Origin of the sequence: Chelativorans sp. YIM 93263, assembly GCF_028767125.1 — a bacterium.
Lineage (GTDB): Bacteria > Pseudomonadota > Alphaproteobacteria > Rhizobiales > Rhizobiaceae > Chelativorans.
Map to the genome: position 1 here is coordinate 40,630 of NZ_JAKCWP010000006.1, position 26,932 is coordinate 67,561.

Annotated in this window: 24 protein-coding genes and 1 pseudogene; 15 read left to right on the forward strand and 10 right to left on the reverse strand. The window is 62.2% G+C overall.

The features are described from left to right. The first annotated feature begins 23 nt into the window (after nucleotides 1–23). Together LY631_RS13325 and LY631_RS13330 are read left to right on the forward strand one after the other, a co-directional pair. Complete coding sequence (locus tag LY631_RS13325) at nucleotides 24–668, forward strand: acyl-homoserine-lactone synthase (protein ID WP_274425952.1); 645 nt, start codon at nucleotides 24–26, stop codon at nucleotides 666–668. Between the two features lie 14 nt (nucleotides 669–682). Beyond that, nucleotides 683–901, forward strand: a complete 219-nt coding sequence (locus LY631_RS13330; protein ID WP_274425953.1) for a hypothetical protein — start codon at nucleotides 683–685, stop codon at nucleotides 899–901. A gap of 188 nt (nucleotides 902–1,089) precedes the next feature. Here LY631_RS13330 and LY631_RS13335 read toward each other — a convergent pair whose 3' ends face one another. The 4 genes from LY631_RS13335 to puuE are packed head-to-tail and all read right to left on the reverse strand — an operon-like array spanning nucleotide 1,090 to nucleotide 4,458. Next, nucleotides 1,090–1,686, reverse strand: coding sequence for a nucleoside deaminase (locus tag LY631_RS13335; protein WP_274425955.1), 597 nt, complete (start codon nucleotides 1,684–1,686; stop codon nucleotides 1,090–1,092). After that, nucleotides 1,683–2,183, reverse strand: coding sequence for an ureidoglycolate lyase (locus LY631_RS13340; RefSeq protein ID WP_274425956.1), 501 nt, complete (start codon nucleotides 2,181–2,183; stop codon nucleotides 1,683–1,685). The genes LY631_RS13335 and LY631_RS13340 overlap by 4 nt, the downstream gene beginning before the upstream one ends. Next, a complete protein-coding gene (locus LY631_RS13345; RefSeq protein WP_274425957.1) occupies nucleotides 2,180–3,016 on the reverse strand; it encodes a bifunctional allantoicase/(S)-ureidoglycine aminohydrolase in 837 nt (278 codons plus the stop codon). Before LY631_RS13345 ends, LY631_RS13340 begins: the two co-directional genes overlap by 4 nt. Further along, the gene (gene puuE / locus LY631_RS13350) at nucleotides 3,013–4,458 is read right to left on the reverse strand and encodes an allantoinase PuuE (RefSeq protein WP_274425958.1); all 1,446 of its coding nucleotides are present in this window, start codon (nucleotides 4,456–4,458) and stop codon (nucleotides 3,013–3,015) included. Before puuE ends, LY631_RS13345 begins: the two co-directional genes overlap by 4 nt. A gap of 163 nt (nucleotides 4,459–4,621) precedes the next feature. On the opposite strand from puuE, the gene uraH reads away from it, so the two are divergent. The 3 genes from uraH to xdhB are packed head-to-tail and all read left to right on the forward strand — an operon-like array spanning nucleotide 4,622 to nucleotide 8,826. Then, nucleotides 4,622–4,987, forward strand: coding sequence for a hydroxyisourate hydrolase (gene uraH / locus LY631_RS13355; protein WP_274425959.1), 366 nt, complete (start codon nucleotides 4,622–4,624; stop codon nucleotides 4,985–4,987). Nucleotides 4,988–4,993: 6 nt separating this feature from the next. Next, complete coding sequence (gene xdhA, locus LY631_RS13360) at nucleotides 4,994–6,481, forward strand: xanthine dehydrogenase small subunit (RefSeq protein WP_274425960.1); 1,488 nt, start codon at nucleotides 4,994–4,996, stop codon at nucleotides 6,479–6,481. Beyond that, nucleotides 6,478–8,826 (forward strand): xanthine dehydrogenase molybdopterin binding subunit, encoded by a 2,349-nt coding sequence (xdhB, locus tag LY631_RS13365; protein ID WP_274425961.1) that lies wholly within the window; start codon nucleotides 6,478–6,480, stop codon nucleotides 8,824–8,826. Before xdhA ends, xdhB begins: the two co-directional genes overlap by 4 nt. Nucleotides 8,827–8,919: 93 nt before the next feature. Here xdhB and LY631_RS13370 read toward each other — a convergent pair whose 3' ends face one another. Next, nucleotides 8,920–9,387, reverse strand: coding sequence for a MarR family winged helix-turn-helix transcriptional regulator (locus LY631_RS13370; RefSeq protein ID WP_274425962.1), 468 nt, complete (start codon nucleotides 9,385–9,387; stop codon nucleotides 8,920–8,922). A 197-nt stretch (nucleotides 9,388–9,584) separates the two neighbouring features. Between LY631_RS13370 and LY631_RS13375 the strand changes: the two genes are divergently transcribed. The 8 genes and pseudogenes from LY631_RS13375 (at nucleotide 9,585) to LY631_RS13410 (ending at nucleotide 18,212) form a co-directional block, all read left to right on the forward strand. Further along, entirely contained in the window at nucleotides 9,585–10,328 is a 744-nt protein-coding gene (locus LY631_RS13375; RefSeq protein WP_274425963.1) for a creatininase family protein, read from the forward strand. 72 nt (nucleotides 10,329–10,400) lie between these two features. Beyond that, entirely contained in the window at nucleotides 10,401–11,453 is a 1,053-nt protein-coding gene (locus LY631_RS13380) for a CobW family GTP-binding protein (protein ID WP_274425964.1), read from the forward strand. Then, the gene (xdhC, locus tag LY631_RS13385) at nucleotides 11,454–12,257 is read left to right on the forward strand and encodes a xanthine dehydrogenase accessory protein XdhC (protein ID WP_274425966.1); all 804 of its coding nucleotides are present in this window, start codon (nucleotides 11,454–11,456) and stop codon (nucleotides 12,255–12,257) included. Between the two features lie 128 nt (nucleotides 12,258–12,385). Next, complete coding sequence (locus LY631_RS13390; protein WP_274425967.1) at nucleotides 12,386–13,240, forward strand: alpha/beta fold hydrolase; 855 nt, start codon at nucleotides 12,386–12,388, stop codon at nucleotides 13,238–13,240. Nucleotides 13,241–13,323: 83 nt separating this feature from the next. Further along, nucleotides 13,324–13,906: pseudogene (locus LY631_RS13395) on the forward strand (hypothetical protein); the annotation flags it as partial. A gap of 165 nt (nucleotides 13,907–14,071) precedes the next feature. Beyond that, complete coding sequence (locus tag LY631_RS13400; protein WP_274425970.1) at nucleotides 14,072–15,289, forward strand: urate hydroxylase PuuD; 1,218 nt, start codon at nucleotides 14,072–14,074, stop codon at nucleotides 15,287–15,289. A 13-nt stretch (nucleotides 15,290–15,302) separates the two neighbouring features. Continuing rightward, entirely contained in the window at nucleotides 15,303–16,607 is a 1,305-nt protein-coding gene (guaD, locus tag LY631_RS13405) for a guanine deaminase (protein ID WP_274425972.1), read from the forward strand. A 339-nt stretch (nucleotides 16,608–16,946) separates the two neighbouring features. Next, complete coding sequence (locus LY631_RS13410) at nucleotides 16,947–18,212, forward strand: glycerate kinase type-2 family protein (protein ID WP_274425973.1); 1,266 nt, start codon at nucleotides 16,947–16,949, stop codon at nucleotides 18,210–18,212. 22 nt (nucleotides 18,213–18,234) lie between these two features. Here LY631_RS13410 and LY631_RS13415 read toward each other — a convergent pair whose 3' ends face one another. Beyond that, the gene (locus tag LY631_RS13415) at nucleotides 18,235–18,855 is read right to left on the reverse strand and encodes a UdgX family uracil-DNA binding protein (RefSeq protein ID WP_274425974.1); all 621 of its coding nucleotides are present in this window, start codon (nucleotides 18,853–18,855) and stop codon (nucleotides 18,235–18,237) included. A gap of 680 nt (nucleotides 18,856–19,535) precedes the next feature. Beyond that, nucleotides 19,536–20,510, reverse strand: coding sequence for a WD40 repeat domain-containing protein (locus tag LY631_RS13420; RefSeq protein ID WP_274425975.1), 975 nt, complete (start codon nucleotides 20,508–20,510; stop codon nucleotides 19,536–19,538). Between the two features lie 273 nt (nucleotides 20,511–20,783). On the opposite strand from LY631_RS13420, the gene LY631_RS13425 reads away from it, so the two are divergent. After that, the gene (locus LY631_RS13425; protein WP_274426160.1) at nucleotides 20,784–21,812 is read left to right on the forward strand and encodes a LacI family DNA-binding transcriptional regulator; all 1,029 of its coding nucleotides are present in this window, start codon (nucleotides 20,784–20,786) and stop codon (nucleotides 21,810–21,812) included. 5 nt (nucleotides 21,813–21,817) lie between these two features. Here LY631_RS13425 and LY631_RS13430 read toward each other — a convergent pair whose 3' ends face one another. Together LY631_RS13430 and LY631_RS13435 are read right to left on the reverse strand one after the other, a co-directional pair. Further along, nucleotides 21,818–22,717, reverse strand: coding sequence for a LysR family transcriptional regulator (locus LY631_RS13430; RefSeq protein ID WP_274425977.1), 900 nt, complete (start codon nucleotides 22,715–22,717; stop codon nucleotides 21,818–21,820). Between the two features lie 561 nt (nucleotides 22,718–23,278). Further along, on the reverse strand, nucleotides 23,279–23,707 hold the full coding sequence (locus LY631_RS13435) for a MerR family transcriptional regulator (RefSeq protein ID WP_274425978.1): 429 nt from the start codon (nucleotides 23,705–23,707) through the stop codon (nucleotides 23,279–23,281). A 68-nt stretch (nucleotides 23,708–23,775) separates the two neighbouring features. Here LY631_RS13435 and LY631_RS13440 point away from each other — a divergent pair, with 68 nt between their 5' ends. Next, nucleotides 23,776–26,037 (forward strand): heavy metal translocating P-type ATPase, encoded by a 2,262-nt coding sequence (locus LY631_RS13440; RefSeq protein WP_274425980.1) that lies wholly within the window; start codon nucleotides 23,776–23,778, stop codon nucleotides 26,035–26,037. On the opposite strand, the gene LY631_RS13445 is transcribed toward LY631_RS13440, so the two are convergent. After that, the gene (locus LY631_RS13445) at nucleotides 26,001–26,927 is read right to left on the reverse strand and encodes a metal ABC transporter permease (protein ID WP_274425981.1); all 927 of its coding nucleotides are present in this window, start codon (nucleotides 26,925–26,927) and stop codon (nucleotides 26,001–26,003) included. The two genes, LY631_RS13440 and LY631_RS13445, sit on opposite strands and share 37 nt — an antisense overlap. Between the last annotated feature and the right edge of the window lie 5 nt (nucleotides 26,928–26,932).

Genomic DNA, 26,932 nt, shown 5'->3' on the forward strand with positions numbered 1-26,932 from the left:
TTGAAACAACAGCGGAGGCAAAATTGTTTACCGCAATTGAACCACACCAGTATGATAAATGGAGCGGTATTCTTGACCAGATATACCGCCTGCGCAAGAAGACATTCCACGATGCGCTGAAATGGGACGTTCCCGTCGATGGAGATCACGAGCGGGATGCCTATGATGATCTCGGTCCCGTCTATCTGACATGGCACAATCCCGAGGGAACCAAGCTCTATGGAACGATGCGGCTAATGCCAACGACCGGCCCGACGCTGCTTTACGACGTATTCTCAAATACTTTTCCCGACGCAGCGGCACTTTCCGCGCCGGGTATTTGGGAAGCGACGCGGACCTGCGTCCATCCCGGGAATCTGAAGGAGGACTTTCCGCATGTCCCGACCTGGAAGGCTTTTGGCCTGATCATGCTGGCCTCGGCCGAGTGCGGTTTGAGAAGCGGTATCCACACGATCGTCTCGAACTACGAGCCGCCCCTGAAGCGGGTTTACGACCGGGCGGGAGCCATCGGCGAGGAACTGGGCCGATCAGACGGTTACGGGCGATACCCGGTCTGCTGCGGCGCTTTTGAAGTTTCCGAGCGCGTCGTGCATCAAATGCGCGAAAAACTGGGAGTTAGAGGGCCGGTCTTCAACACGCCTGAAATCCCGCAAATTCTCGCGGCCTGAATGAAAGGTCTTTCATGAGCCGACACGAAACAAAATCCGATCGTGCGACGGAGATTCAAACGCGGGACCTGATCGTCATGCATCTTCGAGAGGCAGCTCGGCTTAGCGTGACGATGAAAGGAGAGATCGACATCGAGCTCTTCAAGCACCTGATCGGAATGGCAGTTTATGCCGCGCGGGAAGGTCAGGAGGAAAATCCTACACGGCAAGACCGTATGCGCCTGCATTCCTGAGACCCCGGTATTTGCCGGGGGCTTTTTTACCTGGTGCGGTGAGTTGAAGCTGGCCGTTTTTCGACGTCATCAACTCTGAAGTATTTGCTGTCCCTGAGCCTTGCGTTGAGGATAAGGAGCGCAGGGTTGTTGGGCTCCGGCTTTGGTGGTGACAGTGCTTGCCGGGTCCAACCCGCTCTTATCTCGCGCTATTTGAAAGGGACTGAATTGTTTGCCTTGTCCCTCTGATAGGTTTTGGAAAGCACATCATAAACCCCGGACAGTTTCGTGATACGCGCCGTCAGCCGCTCGCGATCCGGTTTCGGCAAGCCATCGACAAGCTTTCGGATGGAAAAGCTTCTCCAATAGGCGTTCTCGGCGTTGTAGCCGCCGGGATCGAGGGTGAAGACTTCTTTCAGGATATTCAGATCGTAGGGGATCGCGAATGAATCGCGCGAATCCTCATGGCTGAAGAGATAATAGAAATTGTCAAAGCCGGTCCATGTGATGGCCGAGAGACATAGCGAGCAGGGCTCATGCGTGGACAGGAATATGCAGTCCTTCGTGTCCGGCCTGACCTCTTTCGGCAACTCGTATAAGCGCTTCAGTGCATGCACTTCGCCATGCCAGAGCGGGTTCTCCATCTCGTTGTTGGTCTCGATCACCACCGGCGACAGGTCGCTTTTCTTCAGGATCGCTGCGCCGAACAGCTTGTTTCCGGCCTCGACGCCGGCCCTCGTCTTCGGCACTATGTCATGCTCGATCACATCGAGCAGGCGGTCGAGAAAGACGGCATCATGTTTCATGACTGCTCCGGCAGATGGATTTCGTAGGGTTCGTTGAAAAAATACTCTTCCAGATTGTTTTCCTCGCCGCCGCGATCGATCACAAGAAAATCCTGTTCTTCACCGATCGGCGTCAGCACCGCGTGCCAGGTATTGCGTGCGTAATTCACACCCTGCCCCGGCCGCGTGATGAAGGCCTGAGGCATGCCGGGTTTTCCCGCCTCATCCGGGCAGACCGCAACAAGAAACGTCCTCGGCGCGAGCGGCATGAAGGCTTGGCTGCCGAAGGGATGCCGCTCGACCATCTTCAGTTGATGCGGAAAGGAATAGGGTTGCCCGCGGAAGATGTTGATGAGCACGCGCGCGTTCCCGCCCGCCGCCTCGACTTTCGCCAGATCGTGAAAGCGGCGGCATTTTCCGTCATTGATGAGAAAACTTTCCGCACCCAGCGTCTCGATCACATCCCCAAAGGGGGCGAAGGCTTCGCGGGTGAGAGGTCGGGCGGTAATGCGGGTCATGGCAACCTGCCGAGCGGCCGCAGCCCGGCATGTCGGTTTACATCTTTATAGAGCAGGTAGCGAAATTTGCCCGGCCCGCCCGCATAGCAGGCCTGGGGGCAGAAGGCGCGCAGCCACATGAAGTCGCCTGCCTCGACCTCAACCCAGTCCCGGTTAAGGCGATAAACCGCCTTACCTTCAAGAACATAGAGGCCATGTTCCATAACATGCGTCTCGGCAAAGGGGATCGCCGCGCCCGGCTCGAAGGTGACGATCGTCACATGCATATCATGGCGCACATCCTCCGGGTCGACGAAGCGGGTGGTCGACCACTTGCCTTCCGTACTGGGCATGGGCGTCGGTGCGATGTCCTTTTCGTTCGTGAAAAAGGCTTCCGGAACGGACACGCCCTTAACCGCCTCATAGGCCTTGCGGATCCAGTGGAAGCGCACAGGTGCGGTGCCCTCGTTGCGCGCCGTCCAGCGGCTCGCCGGCGGCAGGAAGGCATAGCCGCCCGGCTGCATCCGATGCGTCTCGCCGTCCAGTTCCACCGTCAGCTCGCCATCCACCACAAAAAGCACCGCTTCGGCCTGGCTGTCGGGTTCCGGCTTCTCGCTGCCGCCGCCCGGCTGCACTTCCATGATGTATTGCGAGAAAGTCTCGGCAAAACCGGAAAGCGGACGGGCGAGCACCCAGAGCCGCGTCTTGTCCCAGAAGGGCAGGTAGCTCGTCACGATGTCCCGCATCACACCCTTCGGAATGACGGCATAGGCTTCGGTAAAGACCGCCCGCCCGGTGAGCAGGTCGGTTTGCGGCGGATGGCCGCCTGTGGGTGCGTAATAGCTTCCGGTCATGACGGCAGAATATCCTTGAGCCTGAGATAGGCGATGCGCTCGACTTGCCGACAGGCCGTGGCGAACTCGTCATCGCGGCTGTTTTCGATGCGGGTTTCGAACGCCTTCAGAATGCCGTTCCTGGTATGGTCCTTGACGGCGATGATGAAGGGAAAGCCGAACTTTTCCACATAACGCGTATTGAGAGCGGTGAAGCGGGCGCGCTCCTCATCCGTCAGCGCGTCGAGGCCAGCGGAGGCCTGTTCGCGGGCCGATTCCGCCGTCAGCCGCTTGGCCGCCGCGAGCTTGCCTGCAAGATCCGGATGCGCCTTCAAAACCCCAAGCCGTTCCTCCTCGCTCGCCGAGCGAAAAGCCCGCGCCAGCGCGTTGTGCAGGCCCGCGGCACTGTCGTGCGCCGGGCCGAGTTCAAGCCGGAACGCGCGCTCGGCGATCCAGGGCGAATGCTCGAAGATGGAGCCGAAGCGCCCCACGAACTCGCTCTCGCTCATCCGGCTGGGGCGCAGGCCGGGCGCCTGGTAGGAGTGTTGCTCCATCCAATGGCGGGCGATGTCGACCCGGCGCGGCAGCCAGACCTTCTCATGGCTTTTCACGTATTCGATGAAGCGCTTCAGCGCCGCCGCCCTGCCCGGCCTGCCCACGAGCCGGCAGTGCAGCCCCACGCTCATCATGGCGGGCCGTCCTGCCCTGCCCTCCTCATAGAGCGTATCGAAAGCATCCTTCAGATAGGCATAGAACTGGTCGCCGGAATTGAAGCCCTGCGCGGTCGCAAAGCGCATGTCGTTGGCATCCAGTGTATAGGGAATGACGAGTTGCGGCTGCGTCGGGTTGCCCTGGCCGTCATGATCGAGCCAGTAGGGCAGGTCGTCATCGTAGGTATCGGAGATCCAGTCGAAGCCGCCCTGCTCAGTCGCGAGCTTAACCGTATTGACCGAGGTACGCCCGAGGTAGAGCCCTTTCGGCCGCTCGCCGACGACCTCCGTGTGAAGCCTGATTGCCTCCACCAGTTCGCGACGCTCGTCTTCTTCGGAATGCGCGCGGTAGTCGATCCACTTCAGCCCGTGACTGGCGATTTCCCAACCCGCTTCCTTCATGGCCGCGACCTGCTCCGGCGAGCGGGCGAGTGCGCTTGCCACGCCGAAAACCGTCACCGGCACCTGCGCCGCTGTGAACATGCGGTGAAGCCGCCAGAAGCCGGCGCGCGCGCCGTATTCATAGATCGACTCCATGTTCCAGTGCCGCGTTCCAGGCCAGGGCACGGCCCCAACGATCTCCGAGAGAAAGGCTTCCGAAGCCTCGTCGCCATGCAGAATGCAGTTCTCGCCGCCCTCCTCGTAATTGACGACGAATTGCACGGCCACATGGGCGCCGCCCGGCCACCTCGGGTCCGGCGGGTTGGGACCGTAGCCCCGCATGTTGCGGCAGTAGCGCGTCACCCTTTCCATTCCCTCACTCTCGAGCGTCGGTTTTCAAGGATAATCGAAGGTACACAGCAAATACCCATGAAAAATTTGAACGTCTTTTTCCACCCTTCCGGAGGATACCCCCTTATGCAACTCATGGATTTGCCGCACAATAAGGCTAAGTATGACTAGGAAGGGAGGCTGTATGGACCGGAAAAGCGAAGGTTGGCTGACGACCCATATCCTGGACACCGCGGCGGGCCGCCCGGCTGCCGGTATGGAGATTGCGCTTTACCGGATCGGCGGCGAGAACCGCACGCTTCTGAAAACCGTGAAGACCAATGCCGACGGCCGTTGCGACGAACCGCTGCTGGAAGGCAGCGCCTTCGCCCTCGGCGAGTATGAGCTGATTTTTCAGGTGGGCGCATATCTGCGCGCCAACAATGTGGCGATCCCCGCGCCCGCCTTCCTCGACCGGGTCCCGATCCGCTTCGGGATGGCCGAGCACGCGCATTATCATGTGCCCCTGCTCGTCTCGCCCTACGGGTACTCGACCTACCGGGGGAGCTAGCCCATCGTGACCACGCCGAAGGTGCGCAACGAAATCCGCTTCCTGCTCAACGGCCGCAAGGTCGCGCTCTCGGATGTCCCGCCGGAGCGTACGCTGCTTGACTTTCTGCGGCTCGACCGCCGCCTGATGGGCACCAAGGAAGGTTGTGCGGAAGGCGATTGCGGCGCCTGCACCGTCCTCGTCGGCCGGCTCACCGGGGAAAAGCTCGTCTATGAGGGCGTCACCGCCTGCATCCGCTTTCTGGGCTCGCTCGACGGCTGCCATGTCGTCACCGTCGAGCATCTGAAGCGCCCGGACGGCAGCCTGCATCCCGTACAGCAAGCCATGGTGGACTATCACGGCTCGCAGTGCGGCTTCTGCACGCCCGGTTTCGTCATGTCCCTCTATGCGCAGTGGATGCGCGATCCGAGCCCCTCGGATGCAGCCATCGAAAAGGCGCTGCAGGGCAATCTCTGCCGCTGCACGGGTTATGAGCCAATCATCCGCGCCGCCCGCGCCATCTCCTCCTACGGCGATGCCAGGGAAGATCCGCTCGCCGCCGAACGCTATTCGGTGATCGCAGAGCTGAAGGCACTGGAGGACGGCGCACGGGTGGTGATCGGTGAGGATCGGCAGCGCCTCGTCATCCCCGCAAACGTTGTCGATCTGGCCACCGTTCTGGAGGCGGAGCCCAATGCGACCATCGTGGCCGGCAGCACCGATGTCGGCCTGTGGGTGGCGAAATTCCTGCGCCAGATCGCGCCAGTGGTCTTCATCGGCGGGCTGGACGAACTTCGCACCGTCTCAGAGCAGAAGGGCACACTTACCATCGGTGCGGGCGTCAGCTACTCCGAAGCCTTTTCCGCTCTCTCAGGCCGCGTCCCCGCCCTTGGGCGCCTGATCGACCGCATCGGCGGCGATCAGATCCGCAATATGGGCACCATCGGCGGCAACGTCGCCAACGGCTCGCCCATCGGCGATATGCCGCCGCCGTTGATCGCGCTCGGCGCCACGATCACCCTGCGCAAGGGGTCCGAGCGGCGCACCATCCCGCTTGAAGAGTTTTTCATCGACTATGGCCAGCAGGACCGCCAGCCCGGCGAATTCGTCGAGAACGTGCATGTGCCCCTGCCCGATTCCGGCACGCACTTTGCCGCCTGGAAGATCTCGAAGCGCCGCGACGAGGATATCACCGCAGCGCTGGGCGCGTTCGCGATTAAGATCGAGGACGGACGCGTTGCCGCCGCCCGCATCGCCTATGGTGGCATGGCGCCGACGCCGAAACGGGCACTCGCCGTCGAAGAAGCGCTTATCGGGAAACCATGGACGGCTGAAACGGTCGAGCAGGCGCTGCTCGCCTATGAACGGGATTTCACGGCGATCACCGACATGCGCGCCTCCGCCAACTACCGCATGCTGGCGGCAAAGAACCTGCTGCGGCGGCTTTTTCTGGAGACATCGGGCTATCCCGGCCCGCTGGAGATCACGCGCAATTCCGAGGGCGCTGCCGCATGACCCGACACGAAGCGCGCGATCTGAAGGCAACCATTACCGGCGGCGTCGGCGCCGACCGCCAGCACGACTCCGCTCACAAACATGTCACCGGCGAGGCCGTCTATATCGACGACATGCCGGAGCCTGCCGGCACCCTGCACGCCTATCTCGGGCTTTCCACCATCGCCCACGGCACGATCCGCAAGATGGACCTTTCCGAAGTCGAAGAGGCGCCGGGTGTGGTGGCATTGCTGACCGAGAACGACATTCCCGGGGAAAACGACATCAGCCCCGCCGGCCTGCACGACGAGCCGATCTTCGCCAGCGACGTCGTCGAGTTCCACGGCCAGCCCATGTTCGCCGTCATCGCCGAAACCCGCGAGGCGGCGCGCCGCGCCTGCAAGCTGGCAACGGTCGACTACGAGGAAAAGCCGGCCCTCATCGACATCGCCGAAGCCGACCCGGAAACGCCCCGGCTGGTCACAAAGCCGCTGACACTATCGCGCGGCGATGCTGAGGCGGCCATTGCGCAAGCTCCGCGCCGCATCAAGGGTCAGATGCGCGTTGGCGGGCAGGACCATTTCTATCTGGAAGGCCAGATCGCGTTCGCCATCCCGGGCGAGGACATGGACGTGACCGTCTATTCCTCCACCCAACACCCGAGCGAGGTGCAGCACATGGTGGCCCACGCGCTCGGCATTTCCTCCCACGCCGTCACCATCGAGGTGCGCCGCATGGGCGGAGGTTTCGGCGGCAAGGAGACGCAGGCAAACGTCTTCGCCGCCATCTCCGCCATCGCCGCCAAGCACACCGGCCGCCCGGTCAAGCTGCGCCCCGACCGCGACGACGACATGATCGCCACGGGCAAGCGGCACGATTTCCTGATCGATTACGAAGTGGGCTTTGACGACGAAGGCCGGATCCTCGGCGTCGATCTCAGATACGCCGCCCGCTGTGGATTGTCGGCCGATCTCTCGGGGGCGGTCACCGACCGCGCCCTCTTCCACTGCGACAACACCTATTTTTATCCCGCTGTCCACGCGGTCTCCGCACCGCTTTACACAAACACGGTGTCCAACACCGCCTTCCGCGGCTTCGGCGGCCCGCAGGGCATGCTCGGCGCGGAGCGCATCATCGACGAGGTCGCCTTCGCCCTCGGCAAGGATCCGCTGGAGATCCGCAAACGAAATTTCTACGGCGAGACGGAGCGCAACGTCACGCCCTACCATCAGACGGTCGAAGACAATGTTGTCCACCGCGTCGTAGCCGAGCTTGAGAAGAGCGCGGACTATGCCACGCGGCGGCGCGCGATTGCAAATTTCAATGCCAGCAGCGAAATCATCAAGCGCGGCATCGCGCTCACACCGGTGAAGTTCGGTATCTCTTTTACCGCCACGCAATTCAACCAGGCAGGCGCGCTGGTTCACGTTTATACGGACGGCTCCGTGCACCTGAACCATGGCGGCACGGAGATGGGCCAGGGCCTCTACACCAAGGTGGCTCAGGTCGTGGCGGAGGAACTCCAGATCGATATCGATCAGGTGAAAATCACCGCCACAACGACCGGCAAGGTGCCGAACACCTCGGCCACCGCCGCTTCCTCCGGCTCGGACCTCAACGGCATGGCTGCGCAAAATGGCGCGCGTCAGATCAAGAACCGCCTGATCGATTTCGCCGCCGATTACTATGGCGTGCCCAAGGAGCAGATTGAATTTCTGCCGGGGCGCGTGCGTGTCGGGAACCAGGAAATCGACTTCCCCGATCTCATCAAGCAGGCCTATATGGCCCGCGTCCAGCTTTCGGCGGCCGGGTTCTACAAGACGCCCAAGATCCACTGGGACCGCGATGCTGGAAAAGGTAGGCCCTTCTACTATTTTGCCTATGGCGCGGCCTGCGCGGAGGTTTCCATCGACACGCTCACCGGCGAGTACATGGTGGAGCGCGTCGATATCCTGCACGAGACCGGCAAGTCCTTGAATCGCGCCGTCGATTTGGGCCAGATAGAGGGCGGTTTCATCCAGGGCATGGGTTGGCTGACGACCGAGGAACTCGTCTGGGACGAGAAGGGGCAACTCAGGACCCACGCCCCCTCCACCTATAAGATTCCGCTGGCCTCTGACCGCCCGAAAATCTTCAAGGTCGCGCTTGCCGATTGGGCGGAGAATGCCGAGCCTACCATCCACCGCTCCAAGGCCGTCGGCGAGCCGCCTTTCATGCTCGCCATGTCGGTGCTGCACGCCCTGTCGGATGCGGTGGCAAGCGTGGCCGACCACAAGATCTCCCCACGGCTCAATGCACCCGCCACGCCTGAGTGCGTTCTGATGGCGGTGGAGCGGCTGAGGGCAGCGTCAGCTAAAGCGGGGTGAGTCCTTGCGCATGATGGCCGAGGAAGTGTCCGGGGGCTAATCCCCGGTGGTATCCGGCACCAAGGGGCCGCGAAGGTAAACGTAACTGTAAAGCTAAACCTCCTCCGCCGCATCGTTATCCTCGCTGCGGCCGTCGCGAGCAAGATTGGCCTCGATACGTGCCAGAAGCTTCGCGAGGGTCTTCTGCTCCTTCTTGTCGAGGGAGTTCAGCGCCTGCTTTTCGGTTCTGCGTACGGAGCGCTCGATGGAGCGGAGCGCCTCCGCACCGCTGTCGGTGAGAAACACATGCGCGCGGCGCGCATCCGTCTCCGAGCCGCGCTTTTCCAAAAAACCTTGCGCCGCCAGCCGGTTGATGGTCTTTGTCACCGTGGGCGGGCGCACCCCCAGCTTCTGCGCAAGCTGGCTCGGCGTCTGTCCGTTCTCCTCACCAAGGGCGAGCATAATCTTGTCCTGCCCGGCATAGAGACCCTGGCTCATGAGTCGTTCGGCCAGCGCGGTGCGTGAAAGACGCGCTGCCGATTGCAGCCGTCCTAAGATCAAACCTTTGGAGATCCTGGCCATATTCCGCGTCTCCTGTGCCCGCTTCCGGCCCCTTCACGACCGGTCCCTCCCAATATAGAAGATAGTTAGGCAAACGAGCCGGACAACCACTGGGCGCTTGCCGTAACGCTTCTGCCGCGATAGCGTTTCGCCGGCTTCACAGATTTTATAGACGTGAAATGCCAAACCGGCTTATCAACCGTGTGACACGGAGAGTGATGCTGAGGGACCAACCCATCGCCATCCTGCCGCTCGGCGCCACGGAACAGCACGGCCCGCATCTGCCGCCGGAGACGGACTGGATCATCGCGGAGGCGGTGGCGGCGCGTACGGCGGAGCGGCTGCGCGGGAGTATCCACGTCGAGGTGCTGCCCGTCGAGAAGGTCGGCTATTCCATCGAGCATTCCGACGACCCCCGCACACAGAGCCTGGGCTACGAGGAAGCGGCGAGGCGCTGGATCGGCATCGGCGAGGAGCTCAGCCGGCGCGGTGTCCGAAAACTCGTCATGCTGAATGCTCATGGCGGCAATTCGCCGTTGATGACAATCGTGGCCACGGAGCTCCGCGTGCGCTGCAAGATGCTTGCGGTCGCGACAAGCTGGACACGTTTCGGCTATCCGGAAGACGTTGTCTCACCGCAAGAAAGAGCCCTCGGCATTCACGGCGGCCTGATCGAGACGGCGGTCATGCTGGCTCTCCGCCCCGATCTCGTAGAATTCGAACAAGCGCGCGATTTCTCCTCCCGACAGGAGGATTTCGAGCGGGACTTCACACATCTGCGTGCCTATGGCCGGCATGCCTTCGGCTGGATGATGCGCGATCTTTCCACGGAAGGGGTTGCCGGTAATGCGGCAGCCGCGAGCGCTGAAGCCGGCGAGCGCATTCTTGATCACGCGGTCTCCGCTCTCCTCGAATTGCTCCACGATGTGGAGCGGTTCGATCTTGCTCTTTTCGATCACTGACAGGGGACGTGCACCACGGCTCGTGAACCCTTATATGGGACGGAACAGATTCAAACCTCCTGAGAGACCCGCATGTCTGAACAGCAAAACCAAATCCCGGTCACGGTGCTGACCGGCTATCTCGGTTCCGGCAAGACCACGCTCCTGAACCGCATCCTCTCGGAGGATCACGGAAAGCGCTATGCCGTGATCGTCAACGAGTTCGGTGAAATCGGGATCGACAACGACCTCATCGTCGAATCCGACGAGGAAATCTATGAGATGAACAATGGCTGCGTGTGCTGCACCGTGCGCGGCGATCTCATCCGCACCGTGGAGGGCCTGACGCGCCGGCCGGGCCGCTTCGACGCCATCGTCGTGGAGACCACCGGTTTGGCCGACCCCGCGCCCGTCGCGCAGACCTTCTTCATGGATGACGATGTGCGGTCCAAGACCAGGCTCGATGCGGTGGTGGCGCTGGTCGACGCCAAGCATCTGCCGCTTCGCCTGAAGGACTCCAAGGAAGCGGAAGACCAGATCGCCTTTGCCGACGTGGTCGTGCTCAACAAGTCCGATCTCGTGAGCGAAGAGGAAATCGCGGAAGTTGAAGCCGCGATCCGCGCCATCAACCCCTCAGCCCGCATTCACAAGACCAAGCGCGCGGGGGTGGCGCTTTCGGAAGTCCTCGACCGCGGCGCCTTCGATCTCCAGCGCGCGATCGACAACGACCCGCATTTTCTCGATCACGAACATCCGGATCACGTCTGCGGCCCCGACTGCGACCACGATCACCACCATCACGACCATGATCATCATGGCCATGGGCACGGCGCGGCCTCGCCGATCCACGATGCAGGTGTCACCTCTATCTCGCTGCGCGCCAGCCAGATGGACCCGAAGAAGTTCTTTCCCTGGATCCAGAAAACGACCCAGATGGACGGGCCAAACATTCTGCGCCTCAAGGGCATCATTGCGCTGGCGGACGATCCGGACCGGTATGTCATCCAGGGCATTCACATGATCGTCGAGGGCGATCACCAGCGCCCCTGGAAGGACAATGAAGCGCGCGAAAGCCGGATCGTCTTCATCGGGCGCGATCTGGACGCCGAGCGGCTGAAGCGCACTTTTGAAGCCTGTCAGGCATAGATGCCTCCGCTCGCCGAGGCCCTGACCGATTTCCTCGAGCGGTCACCGGCGGCGGCACTCGTCACCGTCACTGAAGCAAGGGGCTCGACGCCGCGCGAGGCCGGCACCTGGATGCTGGTCTCGCCGGATGCGATTTTTGGCACGATCGGCGGCGGCCAGCTCGAATTCCTGGCCATTGCCAGGGCGCGAGAACTGATCGCGGAAAACGAGGTGAGCGGCGCGCTGGACATCCCCCTCGGTCCGGACATCGGCCAGTGCTGTGGCGGGCGCGTCGGCCTCGACATCTCCATCGCCGGTCGGGAGCAACGCGCGGAACTGCTACGCCAGGCAGAGGCTGAGGACGCCGCCCGGCCGCATGTCTACCTCTTCGGTGGCGGGCATGTGGGGCATTCGCTTGCTGCCGCGTTGGCGCTCCTTCCCGTCCGTACAATAGTGGTGGAGACGCGGGCCGAGACGCTGGAGGGGTTTCCCGAGTCGGTCGAAAAGCGGCTTTCCGCCATGCCCGAAGAGGCAGTGAGACGAGCGCCGCCCCACTCAGCCTTCGTCGTTCTCACCCACGACCACGCGCTCGACTATCTGATCGTTTCCGAGGCGCTCGGGCGCGACGATGCGGCCTATGTCGGGATGATCGGCTCCAAGACCAAGAAGGCGACTTTCAGGAGCTGGTATCTGAAAAACGGCGGCGATGAAGCCCGCCTTTCCCGCCTCGTCACCCCCATCGGCGGCGAAGACCTGCGCGACAAACGTCCCGCCGTCATCGCTGCCATGACGGCCGCGGAAGTGATGCGGGCAGTTGTGCCTTAAAGCCAAGACTGATCGGTTCTTAGTGACAGGCTCGCGAAAACTTCGCATGAAAAATTGCGAAACTTGGCGCCAATGAAATTCATTTTGTGTGAGACAAACTTCCTGCCATTGTCGACCTGACTGGAGTGATGATCTTGGCACCTCTCGTAGACCAGAATGCAATTATTCGCGGGAACCGCATCGCCTATGGCGTTCATGGCGAGGGGACACCGGTGGTCCTTTTGCACGGCACACCCTCCTCGTCTTATATCTGGCGGAATATCGTTCCTGTTCTGGTCAAGGCAGGATTCAAAGCACACGTGTTTGACTTGCTTGGATATGGACTTTCCGAGCGTCCCTGGAGCGAGTCGACCGATACGTCGATAACAGGGCAAGTGAGCATTCTTGAGGGCCTGCTGGACCTCTGGCAGTTGAACACCTTCCATCTGGCCGCCCACGACATCGGCGGAGGCGTCGCGCAACGGTTTGGGGTTCAATCTATAGAGCGCCTCAAGTCCCTCACGATGATCGATGTTGTAAGCTATGACAGCTATCCGTCCAAGCGCACACGTCAGCAGATGAGCGAGGGCCTGGAGAAGCTGATCAAGAAACCGGACGCAGAACACCGGGCCAATTTCAAAAACTGGTTGCTCTCGACCCACAGCCACGAAGCAAACTTCGATTCCGAAGCACTCCAGCTTTATCTGGATTTCATCAGCGGCCCGGTCGGTCAGGCGAGCCTGTTTCGACATCAGGTCGCCCACTACGACCCGAAACATACGATGGAAATTGCCGACCGCCTGGATGTGCTGGGACAAGTGCCAGTCCAGCTGATCTGGGGCGCGAACGACACCTGGCAGGTTGTTGACTGGGCACAAAAGCTGAACCGCGCCATTTCTGGAAGTGAACTGCACATTGTCGAAAACTGCGGTCACTTCGCGCCTGAAGAACGGCCCGAAGAAATTGCCGCACTTCTGGTCGACTTCCTCGGTCGCGCCGGTTAGCACTGATCGTCGTCTCAGAATTGCTCATGCCGACCACCTGTCCCTGTGCTAGGATGAAGGCCGGATTGTATGAAGGCAAGGCAATGGCAGGAACCATGAGCGACGGCGGCCGAGGGCGCGGGAGCCATTGGAGAATCGCAGGCTGGACCGCGGCAGCGCTCTTACTGCTGCTGCCCCTGGTCGCAATGCAACTCACCGATGAAGTCAACTGGACCAAAACCGACTTCGTTTTCGCCAGTGCCCTGATCGTCGGCACTGGTGCCGCCTTTGAGCTGGCAGTGAGAATGACCAACAACAACGCGTATCGAGCCGGCGTCGGCGTTGCACTCGCGGCCACATTCCTCCTCATCTGGATTAATGCCGCCGTTGGCATCATCGGGTCGGAGGACAACCCCGCCAACCTGATGTTTGGCGGAGTGCTCGCGGTCGGGATCATTGCCGCCGTTCTCGCTCGTTTCCAGCCGGACGGTATGGCGCGTGCTTTGTTCGCCACCGCGCTCGCTCAGGCGTTGGTCACGATGATTGCGGCGATTGCCCGGATGGGTTATCCCGCAAGCCCGCCGCTGGAAATACTCGGCATAAATACGCTTTTTGTCGCGCTGTGGCTTGTATCGGCCTTGCTGTTTCGGAAAGCTGCCCGGGGAGCAATCTCCCGCGGGGACAGCACGTAAGGTAATCCGACATCCGCTTCTCAGAAGGGATAGAACTTGCCCCGAACGGCCGGCGCGCAGAATGCATCAGTGCGGCCTAAGGATGTCGAAAGCTGTGTAATGGCTGATCGTTGCGATCAGCCGCTGGAGGCAGGCCGTCGGCCGTATGTGGGGAACGGGCATGAACGACTTTGCACTGATGTGGGACTGGCTGAGCTATGGCGTGCGCTGGCTGCATGTGATCACGGCCATCGCCTGGATCGGCTCATCCTTTTATTTCATCGCGCTCGATCTAGGGCTGGTGAAACGCCCGGGAATGATGCCCGAGGGCGTGCATGGCGAAGAATGGCAGGTCCATGGCGGTGGCTTCTACCATATCCAGAAATATCTGGTCGCCCCGCCCTCGCTGCCGGAGCATCTCACCTGGTTCAAGTGGGAATCCTATTCGACTTGGGCTTCCGGCTTCGCGCTTCTAGCCATCATCTATTACGCCGGAGCCGACCTTTATCTGATCGACCGCAATGTACTGGACGTTTCAGAACCCGCCGCCATCCTGATCTCGATCGCCTCGATCGGGCTTGGCTGGCTGCTCTACGACCTGCTGTGCAAGTCACCGCTCGGCAAGAACGATACGGCGCTGATGCTGGTGCTCTATGCCGTCCTCGTGGCGATGAGCTGGGGCTACACGCAGCTCTTCACCGGCCGTGCGGCCTTCCTGCATCTCGGCGCATTTACTGCCACGATCATGACCGCGAATGTCTTCCTTATCATCATTCCCAACCAGAAGATCGTGGTGGCCGATCTGAAGGCTGGCAAAACGCCCAACCCCAAGCTGGGTGCCCAGGCCAAGCAGCGCTCGCTGCACAACAACTATCTCACCCTGCCGGTAATCTTCCTGATGCTGTCGAACCACTATCCGCTGGCTTTCGGCACACAGTTCAACTGGGTGATCGCATCGCTCATCTTTATCATCGGCGTGCTCATCCGGCACTACTTCAACACGATGCACGCGCGAAAGGGCAATCCGCACTGGACCTGGGCGTTGTCCGCCATCCTTTTCGTTATCATCATGTGGCTTTCCACCGTGCCGACGGTTCTTACCGGCCAGGAAAGGCTCTCGGCAGCGGAGGAACGGTTCATCGCATCTGCGCACTTCCCGGCCGTCCGCGACGCCGTGATGGGACGCTGCACCATGTGCCACGCCGCAGAACCGGGATATGATGGGGTGCAGACCCCGCCGAAGAATGTTTTGCTGGACTCGGATGCCGCGATTGCTGCACGTGCCCGCGAAATTTACCTGCAATCGGGGCGCAGCCACGCCATGCCGCCGGGCAATGTCTCCGGCATGACGGAGAGCGAGCGCCGGCTGCTCGTAACCTGGTTCGAGGAAGCGCGTTGAAAGACGAAGACGTATGACCAAGACTCTCATCCGTGCCCGGCTCCTCACGTTCCAGTCGGAGCCATTGGCCGCCGACGATCACGCCTCCTACGCCTACGAGGAAGATGGCGCAGTGCTGGTGGAAGCCGGCATGATCATCGCCTCCGGCGCTTATGCCGATGTCGCCCGCAACGCCGAAGGTGCCGAGATCGTCGATCATCGCCCGCATCTCCTCATGCCGGGTTTCATCGACGCCCATGCGCATTTCCCGCAGATGCAGGTGATCGCCAGCTACGGGACAGAGCTTCTCGACTGGCTCAACAACTATACCTTTCCCGCAGAAAGCGAATTCGGCGACAGCGCCCACGCTGCGCGTATCGCCGGCGCGTATCTCGATGAACTGGCGCGCCATGGCACCACCACGGCGGCGGTCTACTGCACGGTGCATCCGCAATCCGCCGATGCCCTCTTCGCCGAGGCGGAAAAGCGCGGCATGTGCATTGTCACCGGCAAGATGATGATGGACCGCAACGCGCCGCAGGCGCTCACCGACACGCCGCAATCGAGCTATGACGACACGAAGGCGCTGATATCAAAGTGGCACGGAAAGGACCGCCTCCACTACGCGGTCACCCCCCGCTTCGCAATCACCTCGACCCCCCAACAGATGGAGATGGTGCAGGCACTGGTGCGGGAACATCCGGATCTGCATTTCCAGACCCATCTATCCGAGAATCATGCAGAGATCGCGCTCTCCCGGGATCTTTATCCAGACGCGCCCGATTACACCGGCATTTATGAACGATACGGCCTCTTGGGGATGAAAAGCCTCTTCGGCCATTGCATTCATCTGTCCGAACGCGAGGCGGATGCGCTGTCGGATTCCGGCTCCGTGGCCGTCTTCTGCCCCACCTCCAATCTGTTCCTGGGCTCCGGCCTCTTCGATTACCTGCGCTATCGCCGGCGCGAAAAGCCGTTGCGCATCGCCACCGCGACGGATGTCGGCGGCGGCACGAATTATTCCATGCTGCGCACCATGGACGAGGGCTACAAGGTAATCGCGTTGCAGGGCGAGAAGCTGAACCCGCTCGCCTCCTTCTGGCAGATCACGCGCGGAAATGCCGAGGCCCTGTCGCTGGCCGACCGTATCGGCACGCTGGAACCCGAGACGGACGCCGATCTGGTCGTGCTCGATGCCCGCGCCACCCCGCCCATGCGCCTGCGCATGGCACGCGCCGAAACGCTCGCCGAGGAACTCTTCGTGCTCCAGACCCTCGGCGACGACCGTGCCGTGGTGGAGACCTATGTGGCGGGTGAGGCGGTGAAGGGTTCCATTTAACTCTCCCGGAGTGCCCTTCTCTCTTGCGCTCCGCTCCTGCGATGGTGCTGCCGAGGGGAGGCTATCCGGAAGTGCTGAGCGTTTCGTCACCGTCAGGCATGGATACCAGGGTCGAGCCCTGGTATGACGAAAGTGGAGGGCGTGTCTGCTAATCGTTAACCTTTGTGATGTTGTGAAATGCTAAGGCGTTGGCGATTGGCAAAGCCACTCCCCTTCACACGTCATCCTCGGGCTTGACCCGAGGATCCATGCCTGAGCCTCGCCACCCATTGGCGGTCCACGAACTTCAACCCGGACAAAGCGGGACGCCGGGAATACCTTATGGAGGAGCGCTACCGAATGACAGCCGACCCAAAAGCATTCTTCGAAAGCCTTTTCCACGCCGCCGTCGCCGCCGCCGACCCGAAGACAACCATTCCCGCCCATCTCCCCGCCCGTCCGAAAGGCCGCACCGTTGTGATCGGGGCGGGCAAGGGAGCAGCCCAAATGGCGCAAGCCTTCGAGGAAGCTTGGGACGGTCCGCTCGAAGGTGCGGTCGTGACGCGTTACGGCTATGGCGCGCCGACGGAGCAGATCGAAGTCATCGAGGCCGCTCACCCCGTGCCCGATGCGGCGGGCCTGAAAGGCGCCCGGCGGCTGCTCGACCTCGTACAGGACCTTACGGAAGACGATCTCGTCGTGGCGCTCGTCTGTGGTGGCGGCTCGGCTCTGCTTCCCGCGCCGCCGGGAGAGCTCACGCTCGAGGACGAAATCGCCATCAACGAGGCGCTGCTTGCCTCCGGCGCGCCGATCTCGGCCATGAACACGGTGCGCAAGCACTTTTCGGCCATCAAGGGCGGCCGGCTTGCTGCAGCCGCGCATCCCGCCCGCGTCGTCTCGCTCATCGTCTCGGATATTCCCGGCGACGACCCGGCGCTCGTCTCCTCCGGACCGACCGTGCCCAACACAGCCACGCGGCAGGACGCCCAAGCGGTGATCGAAGCCTACGGCCTGCAGCTGCCTGAAGCGGCACTCCGGCACCTGCAGTCGACGGAAGCGGATGCCCCGCAACCCGACGACCCTCGTTTCAGCCGGAACGAGGTCCACGTCATCGCGTCCGCCGCGCGCTCGCTGGAAGCGGCGGCCGCAGAAGCGGGAAGGCAGGGCATCAATGCGGTAATCCTATCGGATGCGATTGAAGGCGAGGCGCGCGAGATCGGCTCGGTGCACGCGGCCATCGCGCGCGAGGTTGCGCTACGCGACCGTCCCTTCGCCAAGCCCGTGCTGATGCTGTCGGGCGGCGAAACCACCGTCACGATCCGCGAAAAAGGCGGGCGCGGCGGGCGCAATACGGAGTTTCTGCTATCGCTGGCGCTCGGCATCGACGGTGTGGAGAGCATTTCCGCATTCGCTGCCGATACGGACGGCATTGACGGCTCCGAGGACAATGCCGGCGCCTTCGCCGATCACGCAACCGCTCTGCGTCTGCGCAAGGCCGGCCATGATCCCAAGACGCTGCTCGCCAAGCACGACGCCTGGGGCGCGTTCGATGTGCTGGGCGACCTCTTCATGCCCGGCCCGACGGGCACAAATGTGAATGATTTGCGGGCTGTGCTGGTGAGGTGATGTAAGGCTAGCGAACGCCTCCTCACCCCTTCATCATCGCCTTCACCTTCCGCATATCCTCGGTAAAGCGTTCGCGCGCGCTGCGCCTGTCTACGTCATTCGGGATGCGCAGCAGCGAGGATGGATGCACCGTGATGAAAACCGGAATGCCTTCCGCGCTCTCGACTACAGTGCCGCGCTGTTTCATCACCGGCACCTGCTTGCCGACAAGAGCGCGGGCGGCAGTCGCGCCGAGCGCAACGGCCAGGTCCGGCTGGATGTGCGTCAGCTCCTGGTCCAGCCACCAGCGGCAGGCGCGGATTTCCCCGGCATTGGGCTTTGAATGGATGCGCCGCTTGCCGCGCGGCTCGAACTTGAAATGCTTCACCGCGTTGGTGACGTAAGTCTTTTTCCGGTCGATGCCGGCTTCCTCGAGAATATCGTCCAAGAGCCTTCCCGCCGGCCCGACAAAGGGTTTCCCCTCGATATCCTCCTTGTCGCCGGGCTGCTCGCCGACGAAGACCACACGGGCATCGCCCCCACCCTCGCCGAAGACGGTCTGTGTGGCGTTCTTGTAGAGATCGCAGCGGGTGCAGTCCTGCGCCTCCTCGCGCACGGTACCGAGCGGGGTTGGAAATGTCTTTTCGGTGGTCTCGGCAGTCATTGCGTCACCTTCTGCTGAAAAAGCGGATAGGTGGCGGAAATGTTCCAGAGGCGAACGGTGTGAGGAGAATGGCGAGGTTGCCGGCGGGGATAAATTGAGTGCCAAAAATGCTTCGGCAAATTTTTTATTTCGCCGGATCAATAGCTTGGCTCCTCCCTGACGATTTTTCCTTGAGGATTTTATCCCCGCTCCCTCCCGCACACCTATTCTGTGGCCATCGCTCTTGCGGGAACCGCGCGGCCGCCGGGCTTCGGGAGAGCGACGGTGGCGAGCCTTTGGGCGGCGGGACCGAGACCCGCAGCTTGAAGGTTCCGCGACGGGCCGGCGCCCACGGCCGGCCGGGCGATTACTATCCCTAGCCCTCTCGGGGGCTGAGACCGGAGGTCGCCCGGCTGGATGTGTGAACGGGGCGACGCCGTGAGGAAGGTTCCGGCATGGACCTTCTTGAGCGGCCGGCCGACAGCGGGTCCGTCCATAGGCGGGGCGCGTGGGAACGTGCCTGACATAGAAGTGAGAAGTCCCGGCGCACGCGCCCCGCTTCCCGCTTTCTTAATGGCCAGACGGTGAGAGCCGGGCGTGGCGGCGATGAGTGCTGGCCGAAGGTCAAAAGATCCTGGATTTACAGCTGCACGCTGGCATTTAAGATGGTCGGCTCTCTTGCTGTAGGGAGCGCAAAGTCGCTACGCCGAAATATCCACCACGCCGCAGTCGCCGGTTTCCGTGCCGAATGCAAGGCGGCGGCCCTCTTTGTCCCAGCTCGCGGCGGTGATGGCGCCCTTGCCGGGTCGGCGCAGGAGCACCTCCTTCTGGTCGGCCAGGCGCGCGGCCAGGATCATGCCGTCGGCATAGCCGATCGCCACGATATCTTCGCCCGGATGACAGCAGACCTGCGTCACCATCGTGTCGCCGCGCGTGCCGAGCTCGAGCGGGGCCCTGCCCATCGGCCCGTCTCTGCCCTGAAAGGGCCAGACGATGGCCGCCGGCGCGCCGGATGTGGCGAGCCATTTGCCCTTCCTGCTCCACGAGAAGCTCTTCACCTTGGCCGGATAACCCGCCATGCGCATGTGCTTGCCGTCGGCCAGCTTCCAGCCGTGCAGGGCGTTTTCCTGCATTGTGGTGACCAGGAAATTGCCGTCCGGCGAAAAGGTGATGCCCGTGTGTGCACCCGCCCATTCAAGCTCGGCCGGCTTGCCTTCGGTCGCCGCGAAATGCAGCGTGGCGCCGTTGTAGCGCGCAACGCCAAGGCGCAGACCCTTCGGCGCGAAGGCAAGGCCCTCCACACTGCGGGGATGCTGGAACTCGCGCACCCTGCCGTCGCGAAGCCGAACATAGGCAATGCGCCCGGTGGCGAACGCCACCGCGTCCTGCGGGCCGGCGGCAACGCTCGTCATCCATTTGCGGCCGATCTCCGCAATTGCCTCGCTGGCGCCGTCCCGCGACAGCAGCATGACCTTGCCGTCCTCTCCGCCCGTCAGGAGCCGGGCATTGTCCCGCGTGGGAACCGCACAAAGCAGCCCGTCATGCAGCTCCGCCCATCTGTGGCCATTGTCGAGGCGGTGGACCACGCCATCAGCCAGCGCGAAAAGGGGAACATTCTCGAGCCAGGCAGCGGCAACGCAATGGCCTTCCAGGTCGAGCGGCGCGACAGTGGGCATCGGTTCCTCAATGCAAACGATTCGAACAACGGGACCCGTTTTACGCGAAGAGCGACATCTTGCCAGCCCCTTCCGAAGCACAGGGCCGGACCGGGTCTGGGTGCATACCCAGAGGGTAGTACCAAAAGCGATAGCTACCGGTCCGACCGATCAATAGCGATCTCCCTGAGATAAGCACGAGCCTCGGGCCAAAAACTCTTGGACCGCTGCCCGGATAATGTCATAAGCGCAGCCTAAACAGTTTAAAGATTGGCCATGGCCGGGAGGGGCACGCTGGCGCAGAAGATCAAGCTATCGACGATTGCCGATGCTCTTGGCGTGTCCACGGCCACCGTTTCGCTGGCACTGAGAGACAGTCCGCTGGTTGCCGATGCCACCCGGCAGCGCATCAAGGAGCATGCGCGGACGATCGGCTATATATACAACCGCCGCGCGGCGAGCCTGCGTACCTCCCGTTCCGGCATCGTCGGGGTGGTGGTCCACGACATCATGAACCCGTTCTTCGCCGAGATTCTGCGCTCGATCGAAAGAGAGCTCGACCGTTCGCAACAGACTTTTCTCCTGTCGAACCATTACGACCAGCTCGAAAAACAGCGCACTTTTATCGATACCCTCCTTCAGCTCGGAGCTGATGGCATCATCATGTCGCCCGCCATCGGCACGCCGGCCGAGGACATTCGCCTGGTCGAGGAAAACGGTCTGCCTGCCGTGCTCATCGCACGCTCGGTGGAAAGCGCGCGCGTGCCGGTCTTCCGCGGTGACGACGCCTATGGCATTGGCCTTGCGACCGACCATCTGGTTTCCCTCGGCCATCGCCGCATCGCCATGATCGGCGGCACGGACCATACCTCGACAGGCCGCGACCGCTATCGCGGCTACGTGGCGGCGATGGAAAGGGCCGGCCTTGGGGCAAAGCCGGACTGGCGCTTTCCCGGCCCGCGCACGAAACAGGCCGGTTTCGACATGACCGAGGCCTTCCTGTCGCATGAAGACAGGCTGACGGCGGCTGTCTGCTGGAACGATCTGGTGGCCATCGGCCTGATGAACGGCCTGGCGCGCGCCGGCCTGACACCGGGCGTGGACATATCCGTCACCGGCTATGACGATCTCGAGGAAGCGGCGATCGCCACCCCCGCGCTCACCACCGTCTGGAACGGCCAGCGCGATGTCGGCCAACGCGCCGCGCGCGTGCTGCTGGACCGGCTGAACGGGGCCGAGATCGACCCCGTTCAGGAACTCATAAAGCCGGAATTGCGTGTGCGTCAGTCAACGACCGAACTCGTCGAGCAAAAGCATCGGTAGGCCGGTCAGCGCCTACCGGTGTCGAATTGCACCTCGGCGACCGGTACTGAAGGGGCGGGCTTTGGCATGTCCTCTTTCAGAAGCTCGAAAACGTCCAGCGCCGTTCGCAGACTGAAACGCTGCTCGTTGATGAACAGTCCGTAGCGAATTTTCAACTGTCCGGGCAGAACCTGCGTGCAATTCTTGAGGCTGTCGCGGACATACGCAGGCAGCGGCGAAGACGCGATGCCGCTCGAGACGAGCCGGATGGCCGACATGATATCATCCACCTCTCCAACGATGTCGTAGCTGACCTCGTGCTGACGCAGCCACTCACGCGAAGCAGCGCCGAGAGGCGAACTGGGAGAGGCGAGGACCACCGGCAGCCCCTGTCCTTCGTAGCTCGTATCATCCTGAAACTGCCTGTCGCCAATCCACTTAAGCGAGAACTCCGTCACCAGGTCCGGCGCGATCTCTGAAGGGTGAAGGGCGCGGAAAATGGCGTCGAGCTCGCCTTGCTCGTACAGATCCTGAAGTTTACGCGACTCGGTAATCTTCCAACTCAGATTGTTTTTCAGACTGCCCAACCGCTCGGTGCGCTCCACCAGAAGCGGTGTGGAATAGGTGCACACACCCACCTTCAGCTTCGAGGCGTTCCTCTCATAGGAAACGGTTTTCAGCCGCCGCTCCAACTCCAGCATCTGGCGGATAAGCCGTGAAATCTCCTCCTTGATGATGATCTTGTTGCCGACCTTCTTGATCAGCGAGGTGCCGATGGCCCGTTCCAGCCGGCTGAGATGCATGCTGATGGCGGGCTGGCTGATCCCCAGCTTCATAGCCGCTCCTGTAAGGCTCCTGGTTTCTATAACAGCGTCGGCCGCCCTCAATGTCGCGAAAGACAATCCGTCCTGTTTCTGGCCGTTCATTGCGCGCCTTCTCCGATATGTTTCGGGGAAAAACCCCGGTTGCATTGCTTGTTCGATACGCACTTGACACTCCCACTTGGCGCCGTCGGGCACAGACCTCCCCTGCCCAGGCAAGCCACACTCATCCGGGTTGGAAAACGCCAGCGATTTTCGTCATTTCGGCAAACGGTGCCTTGCCCCCCGAAAGGGAGTGCGGCAGCGAAGGCTGTCTGCCTGGAGATATGGTCGCCTTACCGACCACTGCAGGACCTGCGGTCAATACAAACGCGAACGCCGGATAAGCCCTTGGTGTATTGTCGCCGAGCCTCCCCTCTTGTTTTCAAACACCATAGACCCTCGTGTTTAACGTATAAGTTGTATAAAAACAACCATTGCAAACATATATGTAATATACGGTTGTATACGTATAACCATTTGCTGTATCGATTTGATTAAAACAGAATTTAATGCCGCGTAAACACTTTAAAGCGCACGCAGGAGAGCGTTCCAGCCGCGGGGCGCCGGTACAACCGGAACGTTTGGTTTACAAACGGTTACTGATTAAGGAAAAATGATTCGCGTTCAGTGCACGCGGTTCGCGCAATGCTCATGATCGGCCAGAATCTGGATCACCCGGCACTCACAAACCTTGCCATGGTCGCACTCGTCCACCATGCGCTGAAGCTCCCCGCGAAGCGCCTGCAAGCGGGCGATGCGGGCATCGACCTCGTGCAAATGCCGCCTGGCGATGCTGTCGGCCGCATGGCATGAGCGCTGCGGCTGGTCCGTCATCGCCAAAAGCTCGCGGATATCGGAGATTTCAAAACCCAGTTCGCGCGCATGCCGGATAAACTGCAACCGACTTAAATCCCTCCCGTCGAATTGCCGCCGGTTACCCTCGCTGCGCGGCGGCGCGGGCAGAAGACCGATCCGCTCGTAATAACGGATCGTGGGCACTTTCACGCCGCTGCGCCGGGCGGCTTCGCCGATGGAAATTTCGCGAACGGTCATTTTTCTCTTGCTCCTATAGTCGCTATAGGAAGTAGTCCTCGTGCCGGATCACATCAAGGACGCCGGCAATGGCAGAAACTCTTACCGAAAGCCGATATCGGGTCAGCGGGATGGATTGCGCGGGCTGCGCGCGCAAGATCGACACCGCCGTTCGGCGTATAGCCGGCGTGGAAGACGTCTCCGTTTCGGTCGCCAGCGGTACGATGACTGTAATCCATGAAGGCACCACGCAGGTCCAACCCGCCATCGAGAAGCAGGTGAAACGTTTGGGCTATGGCGCCGCGCTGCTTGCCCCGGCTGGAGGTGAGGCGGAAAAGTCCGAAGGTTGCGGCTGCTGCGGGGGAGCGGAAAGCACCGGGCAGGCCGAGCCGCCGAAAACCTTGGCCGCAGGTTCGGACGAAGCCGAGCCATCATGGTGGCAGCAGCCGCGGGTTCGGCTGACGCTGATGAGCGGGCTGGCGCTGGTGGCGGCTTTCGTGACGGCGCGGTTTTCTCCGACAGTCGGCCCCTGGGCCTATGACATCGCCATGCTGGTCGGCCTCGTGCCGGTCGCCCGCCGCGCCTTCTCGGCCGCGCTGGCGGGGACGCCGTTTTCCATCGAGATGCTGATGACGATTGCGGCCGCCGGTGCCGCGATCATCGGCGCCTCGCAGGAAGCGGCAATCGTCGTCTTTCTCTTCCTGGTCGGCGAGCTTCTGGAGGGCGTGGCGGCAGGCCGCGCCCGCGCCGGGATCCGCGCTCTCGGCAAGCTCGTGCCGAAGATGGCACGCGTGGAGCGCGCCGGTGGCGGCATCGAGGAAGTGCCGGCGGAAAGGCTCGCGGTCGGCGACACCGTTCTCGTACGGCCCGGCGACCGCATCGCAGCCGATGGCGAGGTGCTTTCTGGCCTCAGTGCCATCGACGAGGCACCGGTTACCGGCGAAAGCACACCCGCGAACAAGGAGACCGGCGCAGCAGTCTTTGCCGGCACGGTGAACGGCAATGGCGTGCTGCGCGTGCGCGTGACCGCCGCGGCACAGGACAACACGATTGCCCGCATCATCCGGCTGGTGGAGGAAGCACAGGAGCGCAAAGCCCCAACGGAACGCTTCATCGACCGCTTCTCCCGCTACTACACGCCGGGCGTCGTCCTGCTCGCGGCGATGGTCGCCGTCCTGCCGCCGCTCGTGGCGGCGCAGCCCTGGCTCGAGTGGGTCTATAAAGGGCTGACGCTTCTGTTGATCGGCTGCCCTTGCGCACTTGTCATCTCCACCCCGGCAGCCATCGCGGCGGCCCTCTCCTCCGGTGCCCGGCGCGGCCTCTTGATGAAGGGCGGCGCGGTGCTGGAGCAGGCGCGCTCCCTGCGGGCAATCGCCTTCGACAAGACCGGTACGCTGACGACAGGCCGGCCAAAGGTGACAGATATCGTACCTTTCGGACAGGAACCGGCCGAGGTGCTGCGCCTTGCTGCCGCGCTGGAACAGGGCTCCAGTCATCCGCTGGCCCTTGCCGTGTTGCAACAGGCCGAAAACGACGCGACCGTCATTCCATCGGCCACGGATGCCGCCGCGCTTGGCGGCAAGGGCGTGACGGGCCGTGTAGACGCTCACGAGGTCTTCTTCGGTTCGCCCAAAGCCGCCTCTGTGCAGCTTTCTCCCGCACAACGCCACGAGATCGACGCGCTCGCGGCTGAAGGCAAAACGGTTTCAGTGCTGACAATCAACGGCGCGCTTGCCGGTGCCATCGCCATGCGCGACGAGCCGCGCGAGGACGCTATTGCCGGGCTCAAGCAACTGAAGGCCGCCGGCCTGCGCACGTTCATGCTGACCGGCGACAACCGCCGCACCGCCGAGGCTATCGGCCGCGATCTCGGGATTGAAGTGCGGGCCGAAATGCTGCCGGAAGACAAGAGCCGCTTCGTGAACGAGCTGAAGTCGGGCGGATTGAAGGTCGGCAAGGTCGGTGACGGCATCAATGACGCACCGGCGCTCGCCACGGCCGACATCGGCATCGCCATGGGCGGCGGCACGGATGTGGCGCTGGAGACCGCGGACGCCGCCATCCTGCATGGACGCGTGAGCGATGTGGCGGCGATGATCCAGCTTTCCAACCGAACCATGGCCAACATCCGGCAGAACATCACGATCGCCCTCGGACTGAAAGTGATCTTTCTGATCACCACCATCCTCGGCATCACCGGCCTGTGGCCCGCCATCCTGGCCGACACCGGGGCGACCGTTCTGGTCACGGCGAATGCCATGCGGCTTTTGATGTGGAGGGCGGATCCCGGCCTGAACGCACCCACCCGTCCGCCTCACCCCTCCTTCGGCGCGCCGATGCGTGCGCGGTGAGGCGCGAAGAGGCAGGCGAGCGCGAGAATGATGCCCGAGACGGTGGCGATCATACCGGCGGCGCTGACGGCGTGATCCCGTCCAATCCACAGCGGCCCGTAGCCCGCCAGGACATAGCCGATGATGGCCGAGAGCGTGGCGAAGACGATGCTCCACAGAACCTGGATCTCGAGCCTGTTCGTCATCAGCCGGGCAGCCGCCGGCGGGCAGATGAACATGGCGATCACGATGATGGAGCCCACCGCATCGAAGGCGGCGACCGCGGCCACGGCGGCGGCAATCACCAGCCCGAGGCTAAAGATAGTCGTGGGCACGCCCACCGCGCCGGCAAAGCCCTCGTCGAAGGTTGAAATCTTGAGCGGACGCCAGAAAATGATTGTGAGAACTCCGATGATGAATGCCGCTGCCGCCATGCGGAAAAGCTCCGGCGGCAATCCGGCAAGCGCCTGCGGGTCAAGCAGCGATCCCCAACCTTCCGCGGAAAACCAGATCAGGCTCTCCAGATTGCCGTAGAGGGCGTGTTCCACGTCGAGATGAACGCCGCTCGTATCCGTCTGTTCGAGAAGCAGGACGCCGGCGGCAAAGAGTGCCGTGAAGACGACCCCCATCGCCGCACCCGGCTCAATGCGGCCGACACGGCGGATCGCCTCAATGATGATGACGGCCACCACGGCCGCCCCCGCCGCGCCGATCAGCATGGGCCAGGTGGTGATCGTGCCGGTGACGATAAAGGCCACTACAATGCCCGGCAGCACGACATGGCTGATTGCATCCCCGATCAGCGCCTGGCGGCGGAGAATGAGGAAATTGCCCGGCAGCGCGCAGGCAATTGCGGCCAGAATGCCGATAAGAATCGGCGTGAGGCTGAGCTGTACGAATTCCGCGCCCATCATCG

Bases quoted from the DNA above. Each gene is read 5' to 3' on its own strand.
- xdhC (WP_274425966.1), top strand. From the start codon at position 11,454: ATGCCTCCGCTCGCCGAGGCCCTGACCGATTTCCTCGAGCGGTCACCG.
- LY631_RS13445 (WP_274425981.1), bottom strand. From the start codon at position 26,927: ATGGGCGCGGAATTCGTACAGCTCAGCCTCACGCCGATTCTTATCGGC.
- LY631_RS13345 (WP_274425957.1), bottom strand. From the start codon at position 3,016: ATGACCGGAAGCTATTACGCACCCACAGGCGGCCATCCGCCGCAAACC.
- guaD (WP_274425972.1), top strand. From the start codon at position 15,303: ATGACCAAGACTCTCATCCGTGCCCGGCTCCTCACGTTCCAGTCGGAG.
- LY631_RS13430 (WP_274425977.1), bottom strand. From the start codon at position 22,717: ATGAACGGCCAGAAACAGGACGGATTGTCTTTCGCGACATTGAGGGCG.
- LY631_RS13410 (WP_274425973.1), top strand. From the start codon at position 16,947: ATGACAGCCGACCCAAAAGCATTCTTCGAAAGCCTTTTCCACGCCGCC.
- LY631_RS13400 (WP_274425970.1), top strand. From the start codon at position 14,072: ATGAACGACTTTGCACTGATGTGGGACTGGCTGAGCTATGGCGTGCGC.
- LY631_RS13440 (WP_274425980.1), top strand. From the start codon at position 23,776: ATGGCAGAAACTCTTACCGAAAGCCGATATCGGGTCAGCGGGATGGAT.
- LY631_RS13380 (WP_274425964.1), top strand. From the start codon at position 10,401: ATGTCTGAACAGCAAAACCAAATCCCGGTCACGGTGCTGACCGGCTAT.
- xdhB (WP_274425961.1), top strand. From the start codon at position 6,478: ATGACCCGACACGAAGCGCGCGATCTGAAGGCAACCATTACCGGCGGC.
- uraH (WP_274425959.1), top strand. From the start codon at position 4,622: ATGGACCGGAAAAGCGAAGGTTGGCTGACGACCCATATCCTGGACACC.
- puuE (WP_274425958.1), bottom strand. From the start codon at position 4,458: ATGGAAAGGGTGACGCGCTACTGCCGCAACATGCGGGGCTACGGTCCC.
- LY631_RS13330 (WP_274425953.1), top strand. From the start codon at position 683: ATGAGCCGACACGAAACAAAATCCGATCGTGCGACGGAGATTCAAACG.
- LY631_RS13340 (WP_274425956.1), bottom strand. From the start codon at position 2,183: ATGACCCGCATTACCGCCCGACCTCTCACCCGCGAAGCCTTCGCCCCC.
- LY631_RS13415 (WP_274425974.1), bottom strand. From the start codon at position 18,855: ATGACTGCCGAGACCACCGAAAAGACATTTCCAACCCCGCTCGGTACC.
- LY631_RS13335 (WP_274425955.1), bottom strand. From the start codon at position 1,686: ATGAAACATGATGCCGTCTTTCTCGACCGCCTGCTCGATGTGATCGAG.
- LY631_RS13420 (WP_274425975.1), bottom strand. From the start codon at position 20,510: ATGCCCACTGTCGCGCCGCTCGACCTGGAAGGCCATTGCGTTGCCGCT.
- LY631_RS13370 (WP_274425962.1), bottom strand. From the start codon at position 9,387: ATGGCCAGGATCTCCAAAGGTTTGATCTTAGGACGGCTGCAATCGGCA.
- LY631_RS13435 (WP_274425978.1), bottom strand. From the start codon at position 23,707: ATGACCGTTCGCGAAATTTCCATCGGCGAAGCCGCCCGGCGCAGCGGC.
- LY631_RS13375 (WP_274425963.1), top strand. From the start codon at position 9,585: ATGCTGAGGGACCAACCCATCGCCATCCTGCCGCTCGGCGCCACGGAA.
- LY631_RS13390 (WP_274425967.1), top strand. From the start codon at position 12,386: ATGATCTTGGCACCTCTCGTAGACCAGAATGCAATTATTCGCGGGAAC.